Annotated in this window: 20 protein-coding genes; 6 read left to right on the top strand and 14 right to left on the bottom strand. The window is 70.0% G+C overall.

The features are described from left to right. Positions 1–8 precede the first annotated feature (8 nt). A complete protein-coding gene (locus OIE75_RS21930) occupies positions 9–434 on the bottom strand; it encodes an ATP-binding protein (protein ID WP_307014426.1) in 426 nt (141 codons plus the stop codon). A gap of 216 nt (positions 435–650) precedes the next feature. Here OIE75_RS21930 and OIE75_RS21925 point away from each other — a divergent pair, with 216 nt between their 5' ends. The 6 genes from OIE75_RS21925 to OIE75_RS21900 all read left to right on the top strand — a co-directional run bounded on the left by OIE75_RS21925 (position 651) and on the right by OIE75_RS21900 (position 4,653). Next, positions 651–1,502, top strand: coding sequence for a helix-turn-helix domain-containing protein (locus tag OIE75_RS21925; protein WP_329471903.1), 852 nt, complete (start codon positions 651–653; stop codon positions 1,500–1,502). Further along, complete coding sequence (locus OIE75_RS21920; protein WP_329471902.1) at positions 1,499–1,702, top strand: DUF397 domain-containing protein; 204 nt, start codon at positions 1,499–1,501, stop codon at positions 1,700–1,702. Before OIE75_RS21925 ends, OIE75_RS21920 begins: the two co-directional genes overlap by 4 nt. A gap of 75 nt (positions 1,703–1,777) precedes the next feature. After that, positions 1,778–3,316 carry a putative T7SS-secreted protein gene (locus OIE75_RS21915; RefSeq protein WP_329471900.1) on the top strand — a complete coding sequence of 513 codons (1,539 nt, stop codon included), beginning with the start codon at positions 1,778–1,780 and terminating at the stop codon, positions 3,314–3,316. A 2-nt stretch (positions 3,317–3,318) separates the two neighbouring features. After that, the gene (locus OIE75_RS21910; protein ID WP_329471898.1) at positions 3,319–3,639 is read left to right on the top strand and encodes a hypothetical protein; all 321 of its coding nucleotides are present in this window, start codon (positions 3,319–3,321) and stop codon (positions 3,637–3,639) included. A gap of 29 nt (positions 3,640–3,668) precedes the next feature. Continuing rightward, on the top strand, positions 3,669–4,295 hold the full coding sequence (locus tag OIE75_RS21905; protein ID WP_329471897.1) for a hypothetical protein: 627 nt from the start codon (positions 3,669–3,671) through the stop codon (positions 4,293–4,295). A 25-nt stretch (positions 4,296–4,320) separates the two neighbouring features. Continuing rightward, positions 4,321–4,653 carry a hypothetical protein gene (locus OIE75_RS21900; protein WP_329471896.1) on the top strand — a complete coding sequence of 111 codons (333 nt, stop codon included), beginning with the start codon at positions 4,321–4,323 and terminating at the stop codon, positions 4,651–4,653. A 13-nt stretch (positions 4,654–4,666) separates the two neighbouring features. Here OIE75_RS21900 and OIE75_RS21895 read toward each other — a convergent pair whose 3' ends face one another. From OIE75_RS21895 to OIE75_RS21835, 13 genes are all read right to left on the bottom strand, one after another. After that, positions 4,667–5,272 (bottom strand): hypothetical protein, encoded by a 606-nt coding sequence (locus tag OIE75_RS21895; RefSeq protein ID WP_329471895.1) that lies wholly within the window; start codon positions 5,270–5,272, stop codon positions 4,667–4,669. Beyond that, entirely contained in the window at positions 5,269–5,880 is a 612-nt protein-coding gene (locus OIE75_RS21890; RefSeq protein WP_329471894.1) for a hypothetical protein, read from the bottom strand. Before OIE75_RS21890 ends, OIE75_RS21895 begins: the two co-directional genes overlap by 4 nt. Then, on the bottom strand, positions 5,877–7,211 hold the full coding sequence (locus OIE75_RS21885) for a hypothetical protein (protein WP_329471893.1): 1,335 nt from the start codon (positions 7,209–7,211) through the stop codon (positions 5,877–5,879). The genes OIE75_RS21890 and OIE75_RS21885 overlap by 4 nt, the downstream gene beginning before the upstream one ends. Further along, positions 7,208–8,632, bottom strand: a complete 1,425-nt coding sequence (locus tag OIE75_RS21880; protein WP_329471892.1) for a putative T7SS-secreted protein — start codon at positions 8,630–8,632, stop codon at positions 7,208–7,210. The genes OIE75_RS21885 and OIE75_RS21880 overlap by 4 nt, the downstream gene beginning before the upstream one ends. Beyond that, complete coding sequence (locus OIE75_RS21875; protein WP_329471891.1) at positions 8,629–8,955, bottom strand: hypothetical protein; 327 nt, start codon at positions 8,953–8,955, stop codon at positions 8,629–8,631. Before OIE75_RS21875 ends, OIE75_RS21880 begins: the two co-directional genes overlap by 4 nt. Before the next feature lie 47 nt (positions 8,956–9,002). After that, complete coding sequence (locus OIE75_RS21870; protein ID WP_307014408.1) at positions 9,003–9,464, bottom strand: TadE/TadG family type IV pilus assembly protein; 462 nt, start codon at positions 9,462–9,464, stop codon at positions 9,003–9,005. Beyond that, a complete protein-coding gene (locus tag OIE75_RS21865; RefSeq protein WP_329471890.1) occupies positions 9,461–9,892 on the bottom strand; it encodes a TadE/TadG family type IV pilus assembly protein in 432 nt (143 codons plus the stop codon). The genes OIE75_RS21870 and OIE75_RS21865 overlap by 4 nt, the downstream gene beginning before the upstream one ends. After that, positions 9,893–10,399, bottom strand: a complete 507-nt coding sequence (locus OIE75_RS21860) for a TadE family protein (protein WP_329471889.1) — start codon at positions 10,397–10,399, stop codon at positions 9,893–9,895. It abuts the gene before it with no gap. Positions 10,400–10,454: 55 nt separating this feature from the next. After that, positions 10,455–10,715 carry a hypothetical protein gene (locus OIE75_RS21855; RefSeq protein ID WP_031035077.1) on the bottom strand — a complete coding sequence of 87 codons (261 nt, stop codon included), beginning with the start codon at positions 10,713–10,715 and terminating at the stop codon, positions 10,455–10,457. A gap of 65 nt (positions 10,716–10,780) precedes the next feature. Then, positions 10,781–11,701: a type II secretion system F family protein gene (locus tag OIE75_RS21850; RefSeq protein ID WP_161326767.1), complete on the bottom strand. Its 921-nt coding sequence runs from the start codon at positions 11,699–11,701 to the stop codon at positions 10,781–10,783. Next, the gene (locus tag OIE75_RS21845) at positions 11,698–12,708 is read right to left on the bottom strand and encodes a type II secretion system F family protein (protein ID WP_307018065.1); all 1,011 of its coding nucleotides are present in this window, start codon (positions 12,706–12,708) and stop codon (positions 11,698–11,700) included. Before OIE75_RS21845 ends, OIE75_RS21850 begins: the two co-directional genes overlap by 4 nt. 49 nt (positions 12,709–12,757) lie before the next feature. Next, positions 12,758–14,065 carry a CpaF family protein gene (locus OIE75_RS21840; protein WP_161326768.1) on the bottom strand — a complete coding sequence of 436 codons (1,308 nt, stop codon included), beginning with the start codon at positions 14,063–14,065 and terminating at the stop codon, positions 12,758–12,760. Then, the gene (locus tag OIE75_RS21835; protein ID WP_307014405.1) at positions 14,062–14,937 is read right to left on the bottom strand and encodes a hypothetical protein; all 876 of its coding nucleotides are present in this window, start codon (positions 14,935–14,937) and stop codon (positions 14,062–14,064) included. The genes OIE75_RS21840 and OIE75_RS21835 overlap by 4 nt, the downstream gene beginning before the upstream one ends. Positions 14,938–14,941 lie beyond the last annotated feature (4 nt).

Raw genomic sequence — 14,941 nt, 5'->3', positions numbered from 1 at the left:
TCAACGCGCTACGCCGCGACGAGGTCACACCACACGTACTTGCCCCGGTTCCCGCCCCTGGCCAGCGGCTGCCACCCCCACAGGTCCGCGCACGCCCGCACCAGCGCGAGCCCGCGCCCCTCCTCCGCCTCCGTGAGCGCGTCCAGCTTCCCGGGCGGCTCCGGCGGTCCCGGATCGGCGTCCCACGCCCCGATCCGGAGCACGCCGGCCGCCCAGCGCACGCGCAGCGCGGCGGGCCCCTTGGTGTGCCGTACGGCGTTGGAGACCAGCTCCGTGGCCAGCAGTTCGGCGGTGTCCACGAGTCGGATGAGGCCGTGCATGGTGAGGATCAGACGGAGGGTGCGGCGGCAGACGGTGACGGCGCGTGGGTCGTTCGGGATGTACAGGGTGTACTCCCAGGGGGTGGCCGGGTCGACAGGATCGGTTTCGGGCATGCGTGAACTCCTGGAGAGTTGGGGGGCGTCGACCGGTGGCATCGCCGCTCGTCAGGGCAGGACGAAGCGGTGCACTTCCGGCGCTCGTCAACGTCACACGGTGTGCGCGACGTCACCGACGGTATTTCCTAGTTTTAGGAAGGTGCAAGCCGTTGCCGTATTCTGCCCCTCGAACGAGCTACGCGACTGGGACAGTTGAAGCCAGGAGGCGTCGGGTTGCCGCCGAAGAGACATCTCACGGCCCGCAGGGTGCGACTGGGCACTGAACTGCGCAAACTCCGCGAGGCAATGGGCATGAAGGCCCGAGAGGCCGCCGAGTTGCTTGGCGCCGACTCGGTCCAGATGAGCCAGATCGAGTCCGGGGTGGCCGGAGTGAGCGCGAAACGCGTACGTCGGCTCGCGGCCCACTACGCCTGCACGGACGAAAGCCTGATCGAGGCACTCGAGGCCATGGCCACCGACCGCACCCGTGGATGGTGGGAGGAGTACCGGGGCGTGCTTCCCCCGGTGTTCCTGGACACGGCCGAGGTCGAGCACCATGCGACGGCGCTGCGCGAGATTGTGATCACGCACGTACCCGGCCTGCTCCAGACCCCCGACTACGCCCGCGCGGTCTACACGTACATGATGCCGGGCCTGCCCGACAGCGAGCTGCTCCCCCGCGTGGAGCACCGGATGCGGCGGCGCTCGGTGATCGAGGGCGACAAGCCGACTCCTTACGACACGATCGTTCACGAATTCGCACTCAGGGTCCGCGTGGCCGACCGTCCGGTGGCACACGCTCAGCTTCGTCAAATCCTCGCGCAGATCGAGGACGGTCACGCGAACGTACGGGTGATTCCAGTCGATCAAGACGGCTTCGCCGGCGCCGAGGCGTCGATGATGCAAGCCTGCGGCCCCGTGCCCCAGCTGGATACCGCACTCCGCGACTCCCCCACCGGCACCGCCTTCATCGATGCGGAACCACAACTGAACCAGCTTCGAACACTGTTCCGTAAGGTGGAGCAGGCGTCGCTGAGCCCCACGGCGTCGCGAGACTTCATCCACCGGCTGACGAAGGAACTATGAGGCGATCCACGACCGAAACTCCGCACTGGCGAAAGTCGTCGTTCTCCGGCGGCGGCGACGGCAACACCTGCGTGGAGATCGCCCCTTTGCGCAGCCGCGTGTTGATACGCGACTCCAAGAGCCCCACCCACGGCACCGTGACCGTCCCGCTCGCATCCTTCACCGCACTCGTGCGAAGCCTCAAGACACCGGCCACCTGACCCCCGAGAACACGTGCGCTAAGTTCATACGCGCGTTCTGAACACCACGCATCGCACGTGTACGGGGAGAACACGGTGTCGCACAGGCCCACGGACTGGCACGTACTCGACCTGGAGAGCGACCCGACGCCGGGCGACCCGCAACGCATACGCAAACTCGCCGGCACCCTGCACGACTTCGCCGACGACGTGGGCGACGTACTGCGTGATCTCAAGGGCATCGCCAAGGAGGAGGAGATCCTCTCCTGGGCGGGCAAGACCGCGGCCGTGTTCGCGGAGGAGTTCGCGGATGCCCCGAAGAAGCTGCGCAAGCTGAGGAAGTCGTACAACCTTGCGGGCGACGCGCTGACGTCGTTCTGGCCCGACCTTCAGGACGCCCAGGACAAGGCCGACAAGGCGCTGCGCGACGGCCGCAAGGCACGTGAGGAACTCACCACCGCCCAGACGGCGTTGACCGGCGCCGACGACTGGGTCCGCAGGGCGACGGAGAAGACCGACTCGTACGACCCCGCCAAGAGCGGCGGCAAGGACGTCCCCAAGCCGGACGAGGCCGACGTCCGCCGCGCGACCCGCGACGCCCAGCACGCGAAGGCCCGCCAGGCGGCGGCGGAGCGGAACGTCGAGAGCGCGCAGACCGCGCTGGACGCGGCCAAGAAGCTCGCCGGTCAGGCCAAGGGTCTGCGCGAGGACGCCGCCCGCCGAACCGTGACCAAGCTCCGGGAAGCCTCCGACGCCGGAATTCCGAACCGGCACTGGTGGGAGGAGATCGGCGACTGGGTCACCGACAACTGGGACGAGATCGTCACCATATGCAAGTGGGTCGTGACGATCGTCGGCATCATCGTGATGATCGTCGGTGGCCCGCTGGGGTGGCTGGTCTTCGCGGCGGCGCTCGTCGTGATGGCGGACACGATAAGAAAAGTCATCAAGGGCGAGGCAGGCTGGGGTGATCTCCTATGGGCTGCCCTGGACTGCATACCTGCCACGAAGGGCTTCACCAGCCTCGCCAAGCTCGGCAAGCTGTGGAAGGCGGGCGGGCTCAAGGCACTCGGCGCCGGATTCATGGGCGGGATCGGCGGCGGCCTCAAGAATTTGGCGGCCTCACTCCGGGGAATGCGCGATGGAGTCACGCGGCTGGTACAAGTCGAGCGTCTCCTACAAACGGGAGGATCCCTGCGTCGCGTACGTGGCGACGTGGACTTCGTCACCGACTGGGCGGATGAAGCATACGATGTAATCCGTGGTTCCGACGACATCGACAACATCGCCAGGACTGCGGCCGATCACGGGTTCTCCCGATCCGAGGTCGAACAGATCAAGAATCATCTCTTTCACGAGGAGCATCTCCTCGACAGCTATGGCGACGCCTACACGGCCAGATTCGACGCCAATCCACGTATCGCAGAGGCTTGGCAGCGACTCGACAGCGGCAATCCGCACCCTGCCGACATCGATCTCCTGCGGCACGAGCTACACGAGTCCAACTACATGCGGGACACCGGAAACCAGAGCTACAGCACTGCCCACAAGGCCACGATCGACGCTGGCTACACTTGGGACCAAGCAGCCGCAGCGCGTGACGGTCACGGGCGACCGGTCGGAGTAGGAGAATGACGATGGCTCACTCTTTCCAACTGAAGCTGACGTCAGATGGAACGTCTCCGCATCTCTACCGGGCGTTTGTCGACGGCACCACGGAAGCCTTCCTCATCCTGAACGAGGAGTCTGCAACCGTGGACCTCGCAGATCGGGATGGAAATATCTCGGGTGGCATGCAGTTGTCGATTCCGGGCGGTCAGTTCAAGCTCGCGGGCGAGAACCCGGCCGGATCCACTTCGCTCACGGTGGAGGACTTCAAATTGCTGGCGGCACACCTCGTCTCCCAGTGGCGGAAGCAAGGTAAGGCACCGGCTGACATCCGGAAGTTCTTTTCCTGATCCATCACCGTTCCAGCAGAAGAGCACTCATGACCTCAAAGGCAAGTCCGCCAGACGGATTCTCTCTCTCCGTCCCGGATACGTGGTGGGAGTTCGATATCCGCCCAGAAGGCCGCGAAGCGACCATTCGCAGACTCGTCGACGAGCGCTCACGGATGTTTCCCGAGCTGGCACCGTACCGGGCCGATCTGACCACGATGCTCCGCAAGATGGCCAACGACGCACACGAGTCAGGCGCTCAGTACATGGGGTGCATGGCGGAGAACTTCGAAGCCGTACCCCTGTCCGCGACCGTCACGGTGTCCACCGTCGGGGCCAAGAGCGACCATGGCGCCTCCCTCTCCACCGACCCCCGCGCCATCGCCGAGAGCCTGCGCACCATCACCCCCCGCCGCGAGGGCGACGCCTGGCGGAAGGTGACGACCGTCGACATCCCGGATGTCGGGCCGGCCGCCCGGACGTACGGCGTCGAGGACGTGCCCGTCGCGCAGGGCGACAGTCGTACCCTTCGTATGGTGCTGACGCAGACGTACATCCCGGTGCCGGGAACCACCGACCAGGTCGTGCTCGTCTCCGGGGCCAGCCCGGTGCTGGATCTCGCGGAGGCGTTCCACGACGTCTTCGACGCTGTGACCGGCACGTTCCGGTTCGTCTGACCCGACCGCAGAGAGGACTTCGCGCATGGCCAAGAGCGACCTCGCGATCCCGCTGACCGAGCTGGAGGACTACGGGCGCCAGTTGCGGTCGCTCAAGACCCGACTGAACCACACGAAGAAGCTCTTCGAGTCGTACAAGGACGACATCGGCGACGGCAGCGTGAATGACGCCCTCGGCGACTTCGAGTCGAACTGGGAGGACGGCCGTGAGGACATCTCCCAGCAGCTCGACGCGCTCGGCGACATGTCGGACGCTGTCGTCCGCGAGTTCAAGAAGCTCGACGACGAGCTGACCAAGCAGGTCAACAAGGCCGTGAAGACGGAGGACAAGCGGGGCGGGAAGGGCGGCGGCAAGTAGGCCGGCCCGGGCGTCACAGGTGGAGGGTCTGGGCGATGGCGTCCACGACGGCCTCCAGCGGTTCGTCCAGCACCGGCTCCGTCCAGGACGCCAGCAGGGTGACGGCAGCGTCCGCCGTGGCCGGGCGGACTCCGTAGAACAGGGTGCGCACCACGGGGCGCGGGCCGAGGAGGCGCTTCTTCTCCTCGATCAGGTTCTGCCGGATGCGCACCGCGTCGCCGAGCGGCAGCCGGAGTTGGCGGACGTCCGGCTCGCCGAAGTCTCGCGCCGACATGTGCTGCGTGAGCAACTCGAGGGTGACCTCGGGGAAGGTGCCGTCCGGACGGATCGCGTCGAGTTCGAGAACGGCCGCGACGGTGTGATGGCCGCTGATGTACCAGCCGAACGCGCCCAGCGGCTCACGCGTACGGCTGTCCGCCGCGGCACGCCTCAGGTCGCGGGCCAGGAGCCGGGTGCTGCCCTTCTCCCCGTCGCGCTCGTACCGTTCGGCGAGGTCGGCCGCCTGGTGCTTCGCCCAGTAGTCCAGGTCCAGCGTCCCGGCGACGGGGAACGGCACCCAGTCCTCCGAGCACTCCAGGCCCAGGTTCGAGAGGTCGTCGGCGGTCACGGCAGTGGTCACTCCGTCCAGGTCAGTGAACCGGCGATGGCGTCGAAGAGGCCGGCCATGGCATCGGCGATCGGTTCCAGGGGCGTGGAGAAAGTGAGCAGGAGGAAAGCCGCCGTGCCGGGCACGGGCACGTGGTATTCCACGGAGACGGAGGCGTGCTCGGCGCTCGCGTCGCTGTCCGCAGAGGGCTGCTGTGTGCGTCTGCGCACGCGTACGGCGACGCCGGCGGCCAGTTCCTCGACACTCACCTCCGGTGTCTCTCCCGGCTCGGCCTCCGCTGCCAGGGCTCGGGCCAGGTCCTCGGGCGGCAGCGGCTCGGCATGGCGCAGCGGTGCCAGCGTGACCAGCAGCGAGGCGGGCACGGTGAAGGGGCCCGCCTCCTGGAGACTGAGGTAGAGCTCGATGCCCCCGCTGCGATACGCCTTGGCGGCGCGGCGTTGCAGGTCCGAGCGCAACTCCTCCTTGAGATGCGGTGCGTTGTCGATGCCGTGGAACTGGCGCTCCACCAAGGCGTCGACGGACCTGTTCCGCATGTCGGGGTCGAGCAGGATCCGGAACCAGCCGTCGGGCAGCAGCAGACGGTAGTCGGCGGGGGCCGTGTCGTTCTCGGTGGGCGTCATCCGGAAGCCTCCCTGGATGTCTGTTGCGACCTAAGTGGCCGAAGCGGCCTGTCGAGCCGGAGGCGGCCGTCCAGTTGGTGGGCGGCGTACGGTGCGGCCTGAAGGACCAGGCCGAGGGCCCCCATCAGCACCGCCGCCAGTGACGCCTCGGGGTGCTCATCGGAGATCCCCAGTCCCTGCACCACGGAGAAGGCCGACGCGAAGGCCATGACGGCCGTCGACGAGACGCCGGCGATGGTGCCGGGGAAGCGCGATACGCGGCGGGCCGCACGGGGCGACTCCGGGAGCATCCGCGGGCCCAGGACAGGCCCTTTGGGCCAGTGCGTCTTCGGGCCCAGGCGGCGTTCGGACACCGTCAGCCCGGCGGCGCGGCGCAGCCGGGACCAGCCCTCGGCGCCCGACTCGCCGACGAACCAGAGGTCCCACGGGAGCACGGCCCGCACCTGTTCCCCCGGGCCCCGCACCTCCACCCCGAGCGGGGTGCCGGTGTGGGCGTTCACCCGGGCCAGGCTTCGCACGGCGTGCGGCCCGGTCAGCGGGAACCAGTACTCCTGCCCGCCCAGGTCCCGCAGGACGAGATCCGCGTCCTGCACGCGCAGTTCCGTCTCCCGGCGGAACCTGACGGTCGCACCGCACCCCGGTGCGGGCGACGGGGCGACGCGCTCGCGGACGACTGGAGCGTGCCGGTCGCGGTGCAGCGCCGTCCAGGCGCGCAGGGCGAGCCGGGTGAGCGGGGCCGCGAACGCGGCGGACGCCAGGAGGAGTACGGCCCACAGCGGGGCGGTGCCGGAGAAGACGAGGAACGTGAACGCGGCGAACCAGGTGACCCCGGCGGCGGCGCGGACCGCCCAGTACCAGAGCGGGAAGTCGCCACCCGGCCCGAGCCAGATGCCCCCGCCCGACGCCACCAGCGGATCGTTTCTGTCCCGGACCACGTGCAGGGGAATGCCGGCCGCTTTGAGCAGCGAGGCCACACCCGAGCGTCCGAGAAGGTGCTCGCCCTGAACGAATCGTTTGGGCAGCACCGGAGACTCGGGCAGCCACTGCTCCACGTCGAGTCGGGCGATCGGACCACCGTCCCGGTCCTGCAGCTGCAGTTCTCCCCAGGAGCCGGGGATCGGGGGCCCCATACGCTCCTTGTCCGCACCGGGAACGTCCACGAAGACGGCCCGTGCGATGCCCGTACCGCCCACCGGAAGGCGCCGGGTACGGCGACGGGTGCGCAGCACCAGCTCGCCGTCCTCGGCGAACAGCCGGGACACCCGGCAGCGTTCCAGTCCCGGACCGCGTGAGCCGGCCGGGCGGAGCGCGGGCTCGGGGGGCAGCGTCATCCCGTGGCCCCTTCGTACAGGGACGTGACCGCGCCGTAGGCGCCCTCGGAACCGGCGGCGACACCCGTGGCCGTGGCACCGGCCCACACATTGGTCTGGCCGGAGAAGTTGTTCAGGGCGCTGCTGACCGCCGGCATCTGCGTCGCCGCGGGTGCGATGCCGTCGAGGTCGGCGGCCGCCCTGGCCAGGTCGGGATCGAGGGTGCCCGCCGAACGGGGCGCGGCCATGCCCTGGAGACCCTCGCGCCAGCCCTGCCTGGAGAACGCGTTGCCGATGGACTTCACGCCGTCGACGCTGTCGCGGTACAGGGAGACGGGACTGAACCCCTCCTTCAGGTTGCTCCAGGTGGGCAGCTTCCCCTTGGGCATCGCGGCCATCGCCCGTGCGGCGTCCTTGCCGCGGATGGCGCCCTGCGCACCCCGATTGGCGAGGTTCCATGCCTTGTTGGTCTTCATTCCGGAGGCCACGGCGTTCTTGTAGAGGTTGCTCCGCGCGAGCGTCTTGCTGCCTGCCGCGACGCCCTTGGCACCCGCCATCGCCGCGCGTCCGAGGCCGAAGGTGGCGACGCCGACGGCGTCCAGGATCACCGACTTCCAGCTGCCCTCACCTCCGAGCGCCAGCACCAGGTCGGTCGCGAGGGCGACGACGCTGGCCAGCAGGGCAACGGCGTTGGCGACGACGGCGATGGCCTGGCCGATGACCGGGATCCAGCCCAGGGCGAGCGCCGCCACGCCTGCCCACAACGCGATTCGGCCCGCCCATTTGGAGATCTGGGTGAGCCAGCCGGCGTTCTCGTGGACCCAGTTCTTGAACTTGTCCGTCCAGCCGTCCTTGAGACCGTCGTTCTCGATGACGTCGTGGATCGCGTCCGCCGCCCGGCTCGCGGCGGCGTCGCGGACCTCCTTGGCGGCGCGCAGTGCCTCCTTGGCCGCGGACAGCGCCGACGAGGCGTTCTCCTGCTGCTCCTTGTACTTCTTGGTGTCGGGATCGTCCTTGGGTACGTCCTCGGGCTGCCCGTCCAGTGACCGCTGCGCGGCGCGGTCGTCCTCGTCGGCGGCCTCGGCGTCGTGCAACGCCTTGTCGGCCATCTGCTGAGCCCGGTGCAGCTCCGAGGCGTACTCCGTGCTGCACACCCCGTCCACGACGCGCGTACCGAGCGCGTCGGCGGCCTCGTCGTACCGCTTGAACGCCTTGCGGAGCTTGTCACCGGCGCCCTCGGCCGCTCCGCGGAACTCGGTGGCCGCCTTGCCCTTCCAGTTCTCGACGGAGGCCAGTTCCTTGATCTCCCGGGCCTCCTTCTCGATGGCCTCGGCGGTCTTGCGCAACTGCCGGCCGAGCCGGGCCACCTCCTCGGGATCGCCGGGTATCGGGTCGGAGGTCTCGTCGAGCACCGCCCAGCGGTGGGCTGCGGGACGCGTCACCTGCCCGCCTCCTTCTTGCCGCTCTTCGCCTTCCGGTCCGCGCGGCGCAGCGCCTCCGCCAGCTCGTGGTCGATCTTGTCGTACGCGTCCGCCGCGCCCTTGGTGACCCCGTGCAGCTTCTCCAGCTCGTCCGTCAGCTGTCTGCGGTGGATCTTCCAGTTGCTGCCGAACTTCTCGAAGGCATCGAGGATCTTCTCCGACCCGATCTCGCCGACGCCGTACCCCTCCGCTGGATTGGCCCGTTCGGCGAACGTTCCCCGGATTCGGCTCAGAGCCCGGGCGCACTCCCGGATCCGGTCGATGTCGGCTTCCTGGTCACCCATGCTCTCCTCCTCCACGCAACGTCAGCGCCCGCCACCGCGGTTCCGGGTCACCCCACCTCGTTCTCCGCCACCGCCTGCCCGTGGACCACCACGTCGCCGCCGTAGAACATGCCGGTGAAGACCGGGGAGTACGTGAGCTGGACCTCGACCTCGACCTGGGCCGCGTCGGCCGTGACGCAGTATGTCGCGGCGATGTCCGCGCCGGTCATGTCCATCTCCGTGGCGAAGGCCTTGACCCGGGCGTCGCAGTTCTCGTAGTTGATGGGGGCGGGGCCGCCCACGTCGTCGTAGAGGGCCTCGCGGTCGATGTCCTGGGCGGCGTAGCGCGCGGCCTGTTCGGCGATGTCCGCGGCGCGTTCGCGCTTCGAGATGGACATGCCGCCGTCGATGACGAAGGCGGAGAGGGAGAGGAAGACCAGGGCGAAGATGATGACCGCGCCGGCGCCCGAGCCGCGGTCGTCCAGGTGCGCGCGCCGGGCGGCGAGCCACTCGCGTACGGGAGATCTCACGCGGTCCTCCGGTACGGGTCCAGCGGGGAGCTGAAGGTCGCCGAGAGGGTCGTCGGGACGTTCAGGCCGATCGAGGCCAGGCCGCGCACCTCGCAGCTCACCTCGACCGTGAAGAGGGTGTCCGGTTCGAAGCCGGCGCTCTTCTGGACGACCGAGACGGGGCCGGAGCAGACGTCCGTGAGGTTGGACTCCGCCGCCTTCCTGGCCTCCGCGATGGCCGTGCCGTGGTCCTTCTGGATCGAGCCCGCGCGGGCGGCGTCCCTCGCCGCGCCGTCGAGCGCGCCCCGGCCGTCGACCAACTGGCCGAAGGCGACCAGGACCAGGATGAAGAGGATCATCACCGGGGCGAGGATGACCACCTCGATGGTGGACAGGCCCTCGTCCGTCCCGGGCCGGCGGCGGCTCCGCGTGATGCGGGAGAGGTTCATCTAGTTCTCGCCCTCCTGCACGAAGCGTTCCACCGGGCCCATCGACTGCGCGTGCACCGTCAGGTCGAGGCCCGGGAACACCGTCGGGATGCGCGCCGTGATCTCCACGCCCACCGTGTCCTGTTCCGGCTGGAGCAGCTTCACGTCCGGGGACAGGACCAGCTGCGGGCCGAGTTGGCGGATGTAGCTGTCGACGACGTCCTGGGCCTCGCCGCGCCAGCCGCCGGGCTGGGCGTCGGCCGTCGCGCGGGCCTTGCGCGCGCCCGCCTGGGCCGCCGCCTGCGCCACGTGGTCGGCGAAGAAGTACAGCCCGAACTGCACCGTCGCGAAGATCATGAAAAACAGCACCGGCGTGAGCAGCACGAACTCGATCGCGGTCATGCCGGAGTCGTCGCCGCGGGTGGCCGCGGCGTCCCGCGCGGTCTCCACCCTGCGGCGCACCCGTCTGCGTACGCCCCCCAAGGCGCCGCCGAGCACGCCGCGTACGCCGCGCGCGGCACCCGGCATCCCCGTCCCCGTCCGTCCCGTCACATCGTCCCCGTCAGCGCCGTACCTCGGCCGGTCAGCAGGTCTTGCCCGCGTCCGCGCCCTTGATGCAGTCGCCGACCTTGTTGGCGCCGTCGCTGAGCGCGGCGTTGATGATGGCGGCCACCACGCCGACGATCGCGACGACGACCGCGGAGATGATGACCCACTCGACCGCGGAGGCGCCGCGGTCCAGCTCGCCGGAGCGGGCGCGGTCCACGCGGGCCCGCAGGAAGGTGATCAGGAAGTCCACGGGCACGATGCCCGTCGTGCCGGTGCGGAAGTTCCGTCCGTTCATGGTGAGTTCTGTCCTCTCGTGTCAGTTCTGGGGGCGAAGCGGCTCGGAGTGGCCTGCGGCTGGCGTCACACCTGGAACACCCGCATCGCCGCGGGATAGATCAGGAACACCAGGAACCCGGCGCACAGCAGGAGCTGCGCCACGAGCATCGACTGGGACTTCTCGCCCGCGCTGCCCTCGATCTCGGACAGTTCGCGGTGGCGCATGGTCTCCGCGCGGGAGGCCAGGGACTCCCGGACCTTCGCGCCGTCGTCCGCCACCAGGGCGAGCGAGGCGGAGAGGTCCTTGAGTTCCTCGACGCCCAGGTCCTCGCCGAGCTGGCCCAGCGCCTGCCACTGGCTGATGCCGGTGATGCGCGCGTCGGCCAGGGCGTTGCGGATGCGGTGGGTCGCCCAGCCGTCCGACACCTCCGCCGCCGCCATCAGGGCCTCGGGCAGACCGCGTCCGCCGGCCAGGCTCATGGAGACCAGGTCCAGGTACGCGCCGATGACGCGCCTCAGGTCACGGCGCTTCTCCGCGGCGTCCCTGCGTACCTCCAGGTCGGGGAGGAAGAAGAAGAGCGCCGCGCAGAGCAGGGCCAGCCAGACCGGGATGATCGGACTGTCGCCGAAGCCCAGCGTCCATACGATCGCGAACAGGAACGGGCCGAAGAACAGACCGCCCGCCGCCAGCAGCGCCTTCGTCGCCAGGAACTTCTCCCAGCTGCGGTCCAGCACCGCCAGGTCCGCGCGCAGCGAGCGCTGCTCCCAGCCCTGCTGGAGGTACAGCTCGGCGACGCGTGCGCCGACCTGGGCCCGCAGCGAGCCGAGGCGGCTGGTGTCCTGCGCCGCCCGCGACGACCCGTACGCCGCCCCGCGCGCCCGCATCGCGTCGATCCGGGCGACCTGCTGGATCGGGCTGCGTCTGCTCGGCATCAGTGCGCGGACCAGGGCGTAGATGCCCAGGCCGATGACGGCGCCGACCAGGACCGGCATGGTCAGGTTCATCGTCGTACCCCCTCGTCCCCAGACGCCTGCGACGGCTGTGCCGGTTGCGGCAGTCGCTGCGCGGGCTGACCCGGCTGGCCCGGCGGACCGGAGTTGCCCTGCTGACCCGGGGTGCGCGGGCGCACGAACTGCACATCCGAGCCGTCCCGGACCAGGAAGCGCTCCGGCGTCTCGATGGTCGACAGCTTGCGCAGCCACCAGAAGCCCAGCGCGAACAGCCCGCACACGCAGGCCAGCACCAGCTGGCCGACGGGCGAACCGTACGGCTCGACGAAGTCACGGTTGAAGACGGACAGGCCGAGGACGAACAGCACCGACACCGCGACGACGATCTGCACCGAGCGGCGGGTCGACGCGCGCTGCGCCATCACGCGCTGGCGCATGTCGACCTCCTCGCGGGCCGACTTGGCGAGCGCGCCGAGGACTTGCCGCAGACCGGGGCCGCGCAGCCGGGCGTTGAGAATCAGCGCCGCGACGATGATGTCGGCGGACGCGTCGTTGATCTCGTCGGCCAGGTGCTGGAGCGCGTCGGGCAGCGGGGTGCGGGAGCGCAGCCGGTCGACCAGGGAGTCCAGGTGGGGGCGGAGTACGGGCGCGGCGGCGCGGGCGGAGGCCGGGATGGCCTGCTCCAGGCCGACGGCGCCCGCGATGGTGTCGCGCAGAGACTCGGTCCAGGAGGCGAGCGCCTCCACCCGCTTCATGGCGGCGCGTTCCTCGGCGGCGCCGCCGAAGAGGCGGTCCCAGAAGAAGACGAGGACGCCGGCCGCGATGCCCAGCACCGCCCAGCGGGTGAGCAGCAGGACGACGAGGCCGACGATGGCCGCGAGGGAGCCGCGCCGGCCCGCCCAGCGGATGAGTTCGTTGGCCCGCTCGCTCGCCTGCCGCTTCTCGTGCTCGGGCTTGACGGGAAGTCCGCGTACGGCGACGAGGAACAGGGCGAGGCCGCCGCCGACGGCGACTCCGCACCCGATCGAGTAGAGGACCGTGGTGGAGAACAGGCCGCCCATGGAGCCGAGCGAGTCGAGGGCCGCGAGGGTGTTCATCTCCATCTCCGCGTCACCCCCACGTTCCGTTGGGCCGGTAGCCGTAGGCGATGAGTTCCTCCAGGCAGGCTATGGGTGCATGCGGTACGACCTGGCCGTCGGGCGCCTCGGCGAACACCTCGCTGGACAGCACGCGGCCGTCGACGCCGTTCACCTCGCGGACCGAGGTGACCACGCGCTGGAGGCGGCCGCCGCTCTGGAAGTTGTTGCGCCGCTGGATGAAGACGACGAAGTTCACCGCGCCGGCCACCAGCATCTGGCTGGCCTCGATCGGCAGCCGCTCCGACGCCTGGAGGGCGTACGTGGAGATGCGGTTGAAGACCTCGTGCGAGCTGTTGGCGTGGATCGTGGAGAGAGAGCCGTCGTTGCCTTGCGACATCGCGTTCAGCATGGTCACGATCTCGTCGCCGAGCACCTCGCCGACGATGACGCGGGAGGGGTTCATACGGAGGCTGCGGCGGACCAGTTCCGCCATGCTGATGGTGCCCTGGCCCTCGGAGTTGGGCAGCCGTTCCTCGAACGCGACCACGTTGGGGTGCAGGTCGGGGAAGGTGTCGAGGCCGAGTTCCAGCGCGCGCTCCACCGTGATCAGCCGCTCGTGCGGCGGGATCTCGTTGGCGAGGGCGCGCAGCAGCGTCGTCTTTCCGGCGTTGGTCGCGCCCGCGATCATGATGTTCTTGCGGGCGCGGACCGCGCAGGCCAGGAAGTGGCCCAGCTCGGGGGCGAGGGTGCCGTTGCCGACCAGGTCGGAGATGAAGACCTTGCCCATGCGGGCGCGGCGGATGGAGAGCGCGGGGCGCCGGGCGACGTCCATGACCGCCGACAGACGCGAACCGTCGGGCAGCCGCAGGTCGAGCTGGGGATTGGCAGAGTCGAAGGGGCGGGACGACAGACCGGAGTAGGCGCCGAGGATCTGGATGAGCTCGATGAGTTCCTCGTCGGTCTCGGCGACCGGCTCGCCGCGCGCCTCGCGTCCGTCGGAGTAGCCGACGAAGACGTGGTCGCAGCCGTTGATGTCGATGTTCTCGACCTCGGGGTCGTCGAGCAGCGGCTGGAGCCGCCCGACGCCGAACAGCGCGGCGTGCACGGCGGCGGCGTACGCCTCCTCCGTCTCCGCGTCCAGCGGCGTACGCCCGGCGTTGATCTCGGCGCGGGCGTACTCCTCCAGGATCTGGGCTATGACCGCGCGCGCGTAGTGCCGTTCGTCCTCGGTGGACATCGGCGTGACGCCGGCGGCCTGGTCCTGGCGGCGCTGCTCGGCGATGCGGTCGCCGGCGTCCTGCCGGAACCGCTTGACCAACGAGTGGTCGACAGCGGTCATCGGCCGGCCCCCGCGTGGCCGGACATGCCGGTGCCGGCGGGTCCGGCGGGTCCGGTGGGTCCGGTGGGCATCGACCAGGCGGCGCCGAACTGCTGGTACAGGTCCGACGTGACCTTGCGGGCCGAGCGGATGAGCAGCGACTTCTCCAGCCGCCCACGCCTGCGCCCGGCCAACTGGTCCGCTCCCGCCGGGTCGTCGGCGATCGTGCCGACCACGCGCGCGCCGGTCTGGGCGTGCACGAGCATGTCGTTGACCTGGCCGGACAGCTTGGCGGCGTTGTTCGTGTCGGCGACGAGGACGACACCGATCAGCGGCATACCGGCGTTCGCGGCGCCGCGCGGGCCGCCGTGCAGCTTGTTGGACAGGGCGGCGGCGCGGTCGCGCACGCGGGCGATGGCCTCCGGCTCGGTACGGGAGATGAGGAGGACGAGCGCGGCGTGCGGGAACAGCTCCGACACCGGGGTGTCGCCGCTGACGCGCCCGCAGTCGGCGATGACGTCGGCGGGCGCGTTCGGGGAGTCGGCGAGGGAGGCGAAGGCCCGGCCGAGGGTGGGCCACAGGCCCGCGAGCCCGGCGGCCTGCTCGGAGATGCCGAGCCCGACGAGGACTTCGAGGCCGCCGCTCAGGGGCTGTACGTGGTCCCAGAGCTGGTCGGGTACGAGGCCGCGGCGCGCGGTGGCGGCGATCGACAGCATGCCGGTGTTCGGGTTCAGCGGACCGCCGTGCGCGGCGGCGGACCGGTACACCAGGTCACCGCCGGCCGGGTCGGTCTCGGCCAGCAGGACACGGCGCGGCCAGACCGCCGCGAGGGCGACGGCCGCGGTGGTGACGCCGGGGGAACCCTTGTCGGCGGCCAGTGCGATGAGGGCCATGGGA

It is taken from the genome of Streptomyces sp. NBC_01723 (genome assembly GCF_036246005.1).
GTDB lineage: Bacteria > Actinomycetota > Actinomycetes > Streptomycetales > Streptomycetaceae > Streptomyces.
Note: the sequence above shows the minus strand (reverse complement) of the source record. Positions and strands in the feature narration are given on the sequence as shown.

Coding starts and splice junctions, on each gene's coding strand:
- OIE75_RS21930 (WP_307014426.1), bottom strand. CDS start 434: ATGCCCGAAACCGATCCTGTCGACCCGGCCACCCCCTGGGAGTACACC.
- OIE75_RS21920 (WP_329471902.1), top strand. CDS start 1,499: ATGAGGCGATCCACGACCGAAACTCCGCACTGGCGAAAGTCGTCGTTC.
- OIE75_RS21910 (WP_329471898.1), top strand. CDS start 3,319: ATGGCTCACTCTTTCCAACTGAAGCTGACGTCAGATGGAACGTCTCCG.
- OIE75_RS21905 (WP_329471897.1), top strand. CDS start 3,669: ATGACCTCAAAGGCAAGTCCGCCAGACGGATTCTCTCTCTCCGTCCCG.
- OIE75_RS21900 (WP_329471896.1), top strand. CDS start 4,321: ATGGCCAAGAGCGACCTCGCGATCCCGCTGACCGAGCTGGAGGACTAC.
- OIE75_RS21890 (WP_329471894.1), bottom strand. CDS start 5,880: ATGACGCCCACCGAGAACGACACGGCCCCCGCCGACTACCGTCTGCTG.
- OIE75_RS21885 (WP_329471893.1), bottom strand. CDS start 7,211: ATGACGCTGCCCCCCGAGCCCGCGCTCCGCCCGGCCGGCTCACGCGGT.
- OIE75_RS21875 (WP_329471891.1), bottom strand. CDS start 8,955: ATGGGTGACCAGGAAGCCGACATCGACCGGATCCGGGAGTGCGCCCGG.
- OIE75_RS21865 (WP_329471890.1), bottom strand. CDS start 9,892: ATGAACCTCTCCCGCATCACGCGGAGCCGCCGCCGGCCCGGGACGGAC.
- OIE75_RS21860 (WP_329471889.1), bottom strand. CDS start 10,399: ATGCCGGGTGCCGCGCGCGGCGTACGCGGCGTGCTCGGCGGCGCCTTG.
- OIE75_RS21855 (WP_031035077.1), bottom strand. CDS start 10,715: ATGAACGGACGGAACTTCCGCACCGGCACGACGGGCATCGTGCCCGTG.
- OIE75_RS21850 (WP_161326767.1), bottom strand. CDS start 11,701: ATGAACCTGACCATGCCGGTCCTGGTCGGCGCCGTCATCGGCCTGGGC.
- OIE75_RS21845 (WP_307018065.1), bottom strand. CDS start 12,708: ATGGGCGGCCTGTTCTCCACCACGGTCCTCTACTCGATCGGGTGCGGA.
- OIE75_RS21840 (WP_161326768.1), bottom strand. CDS start 14,065: ATGACCGCTGTCGACCACTCGTTGGTCAAGCGGTTCCGGCAGGACGCC.
- OIE75_RS21835 (WP_307014405.1), bottom strand. CDS start 14,937: ATGGCCCTCATCGCACTGGCCGCCGACAAGGGTTCCCCCGGCGTCACC.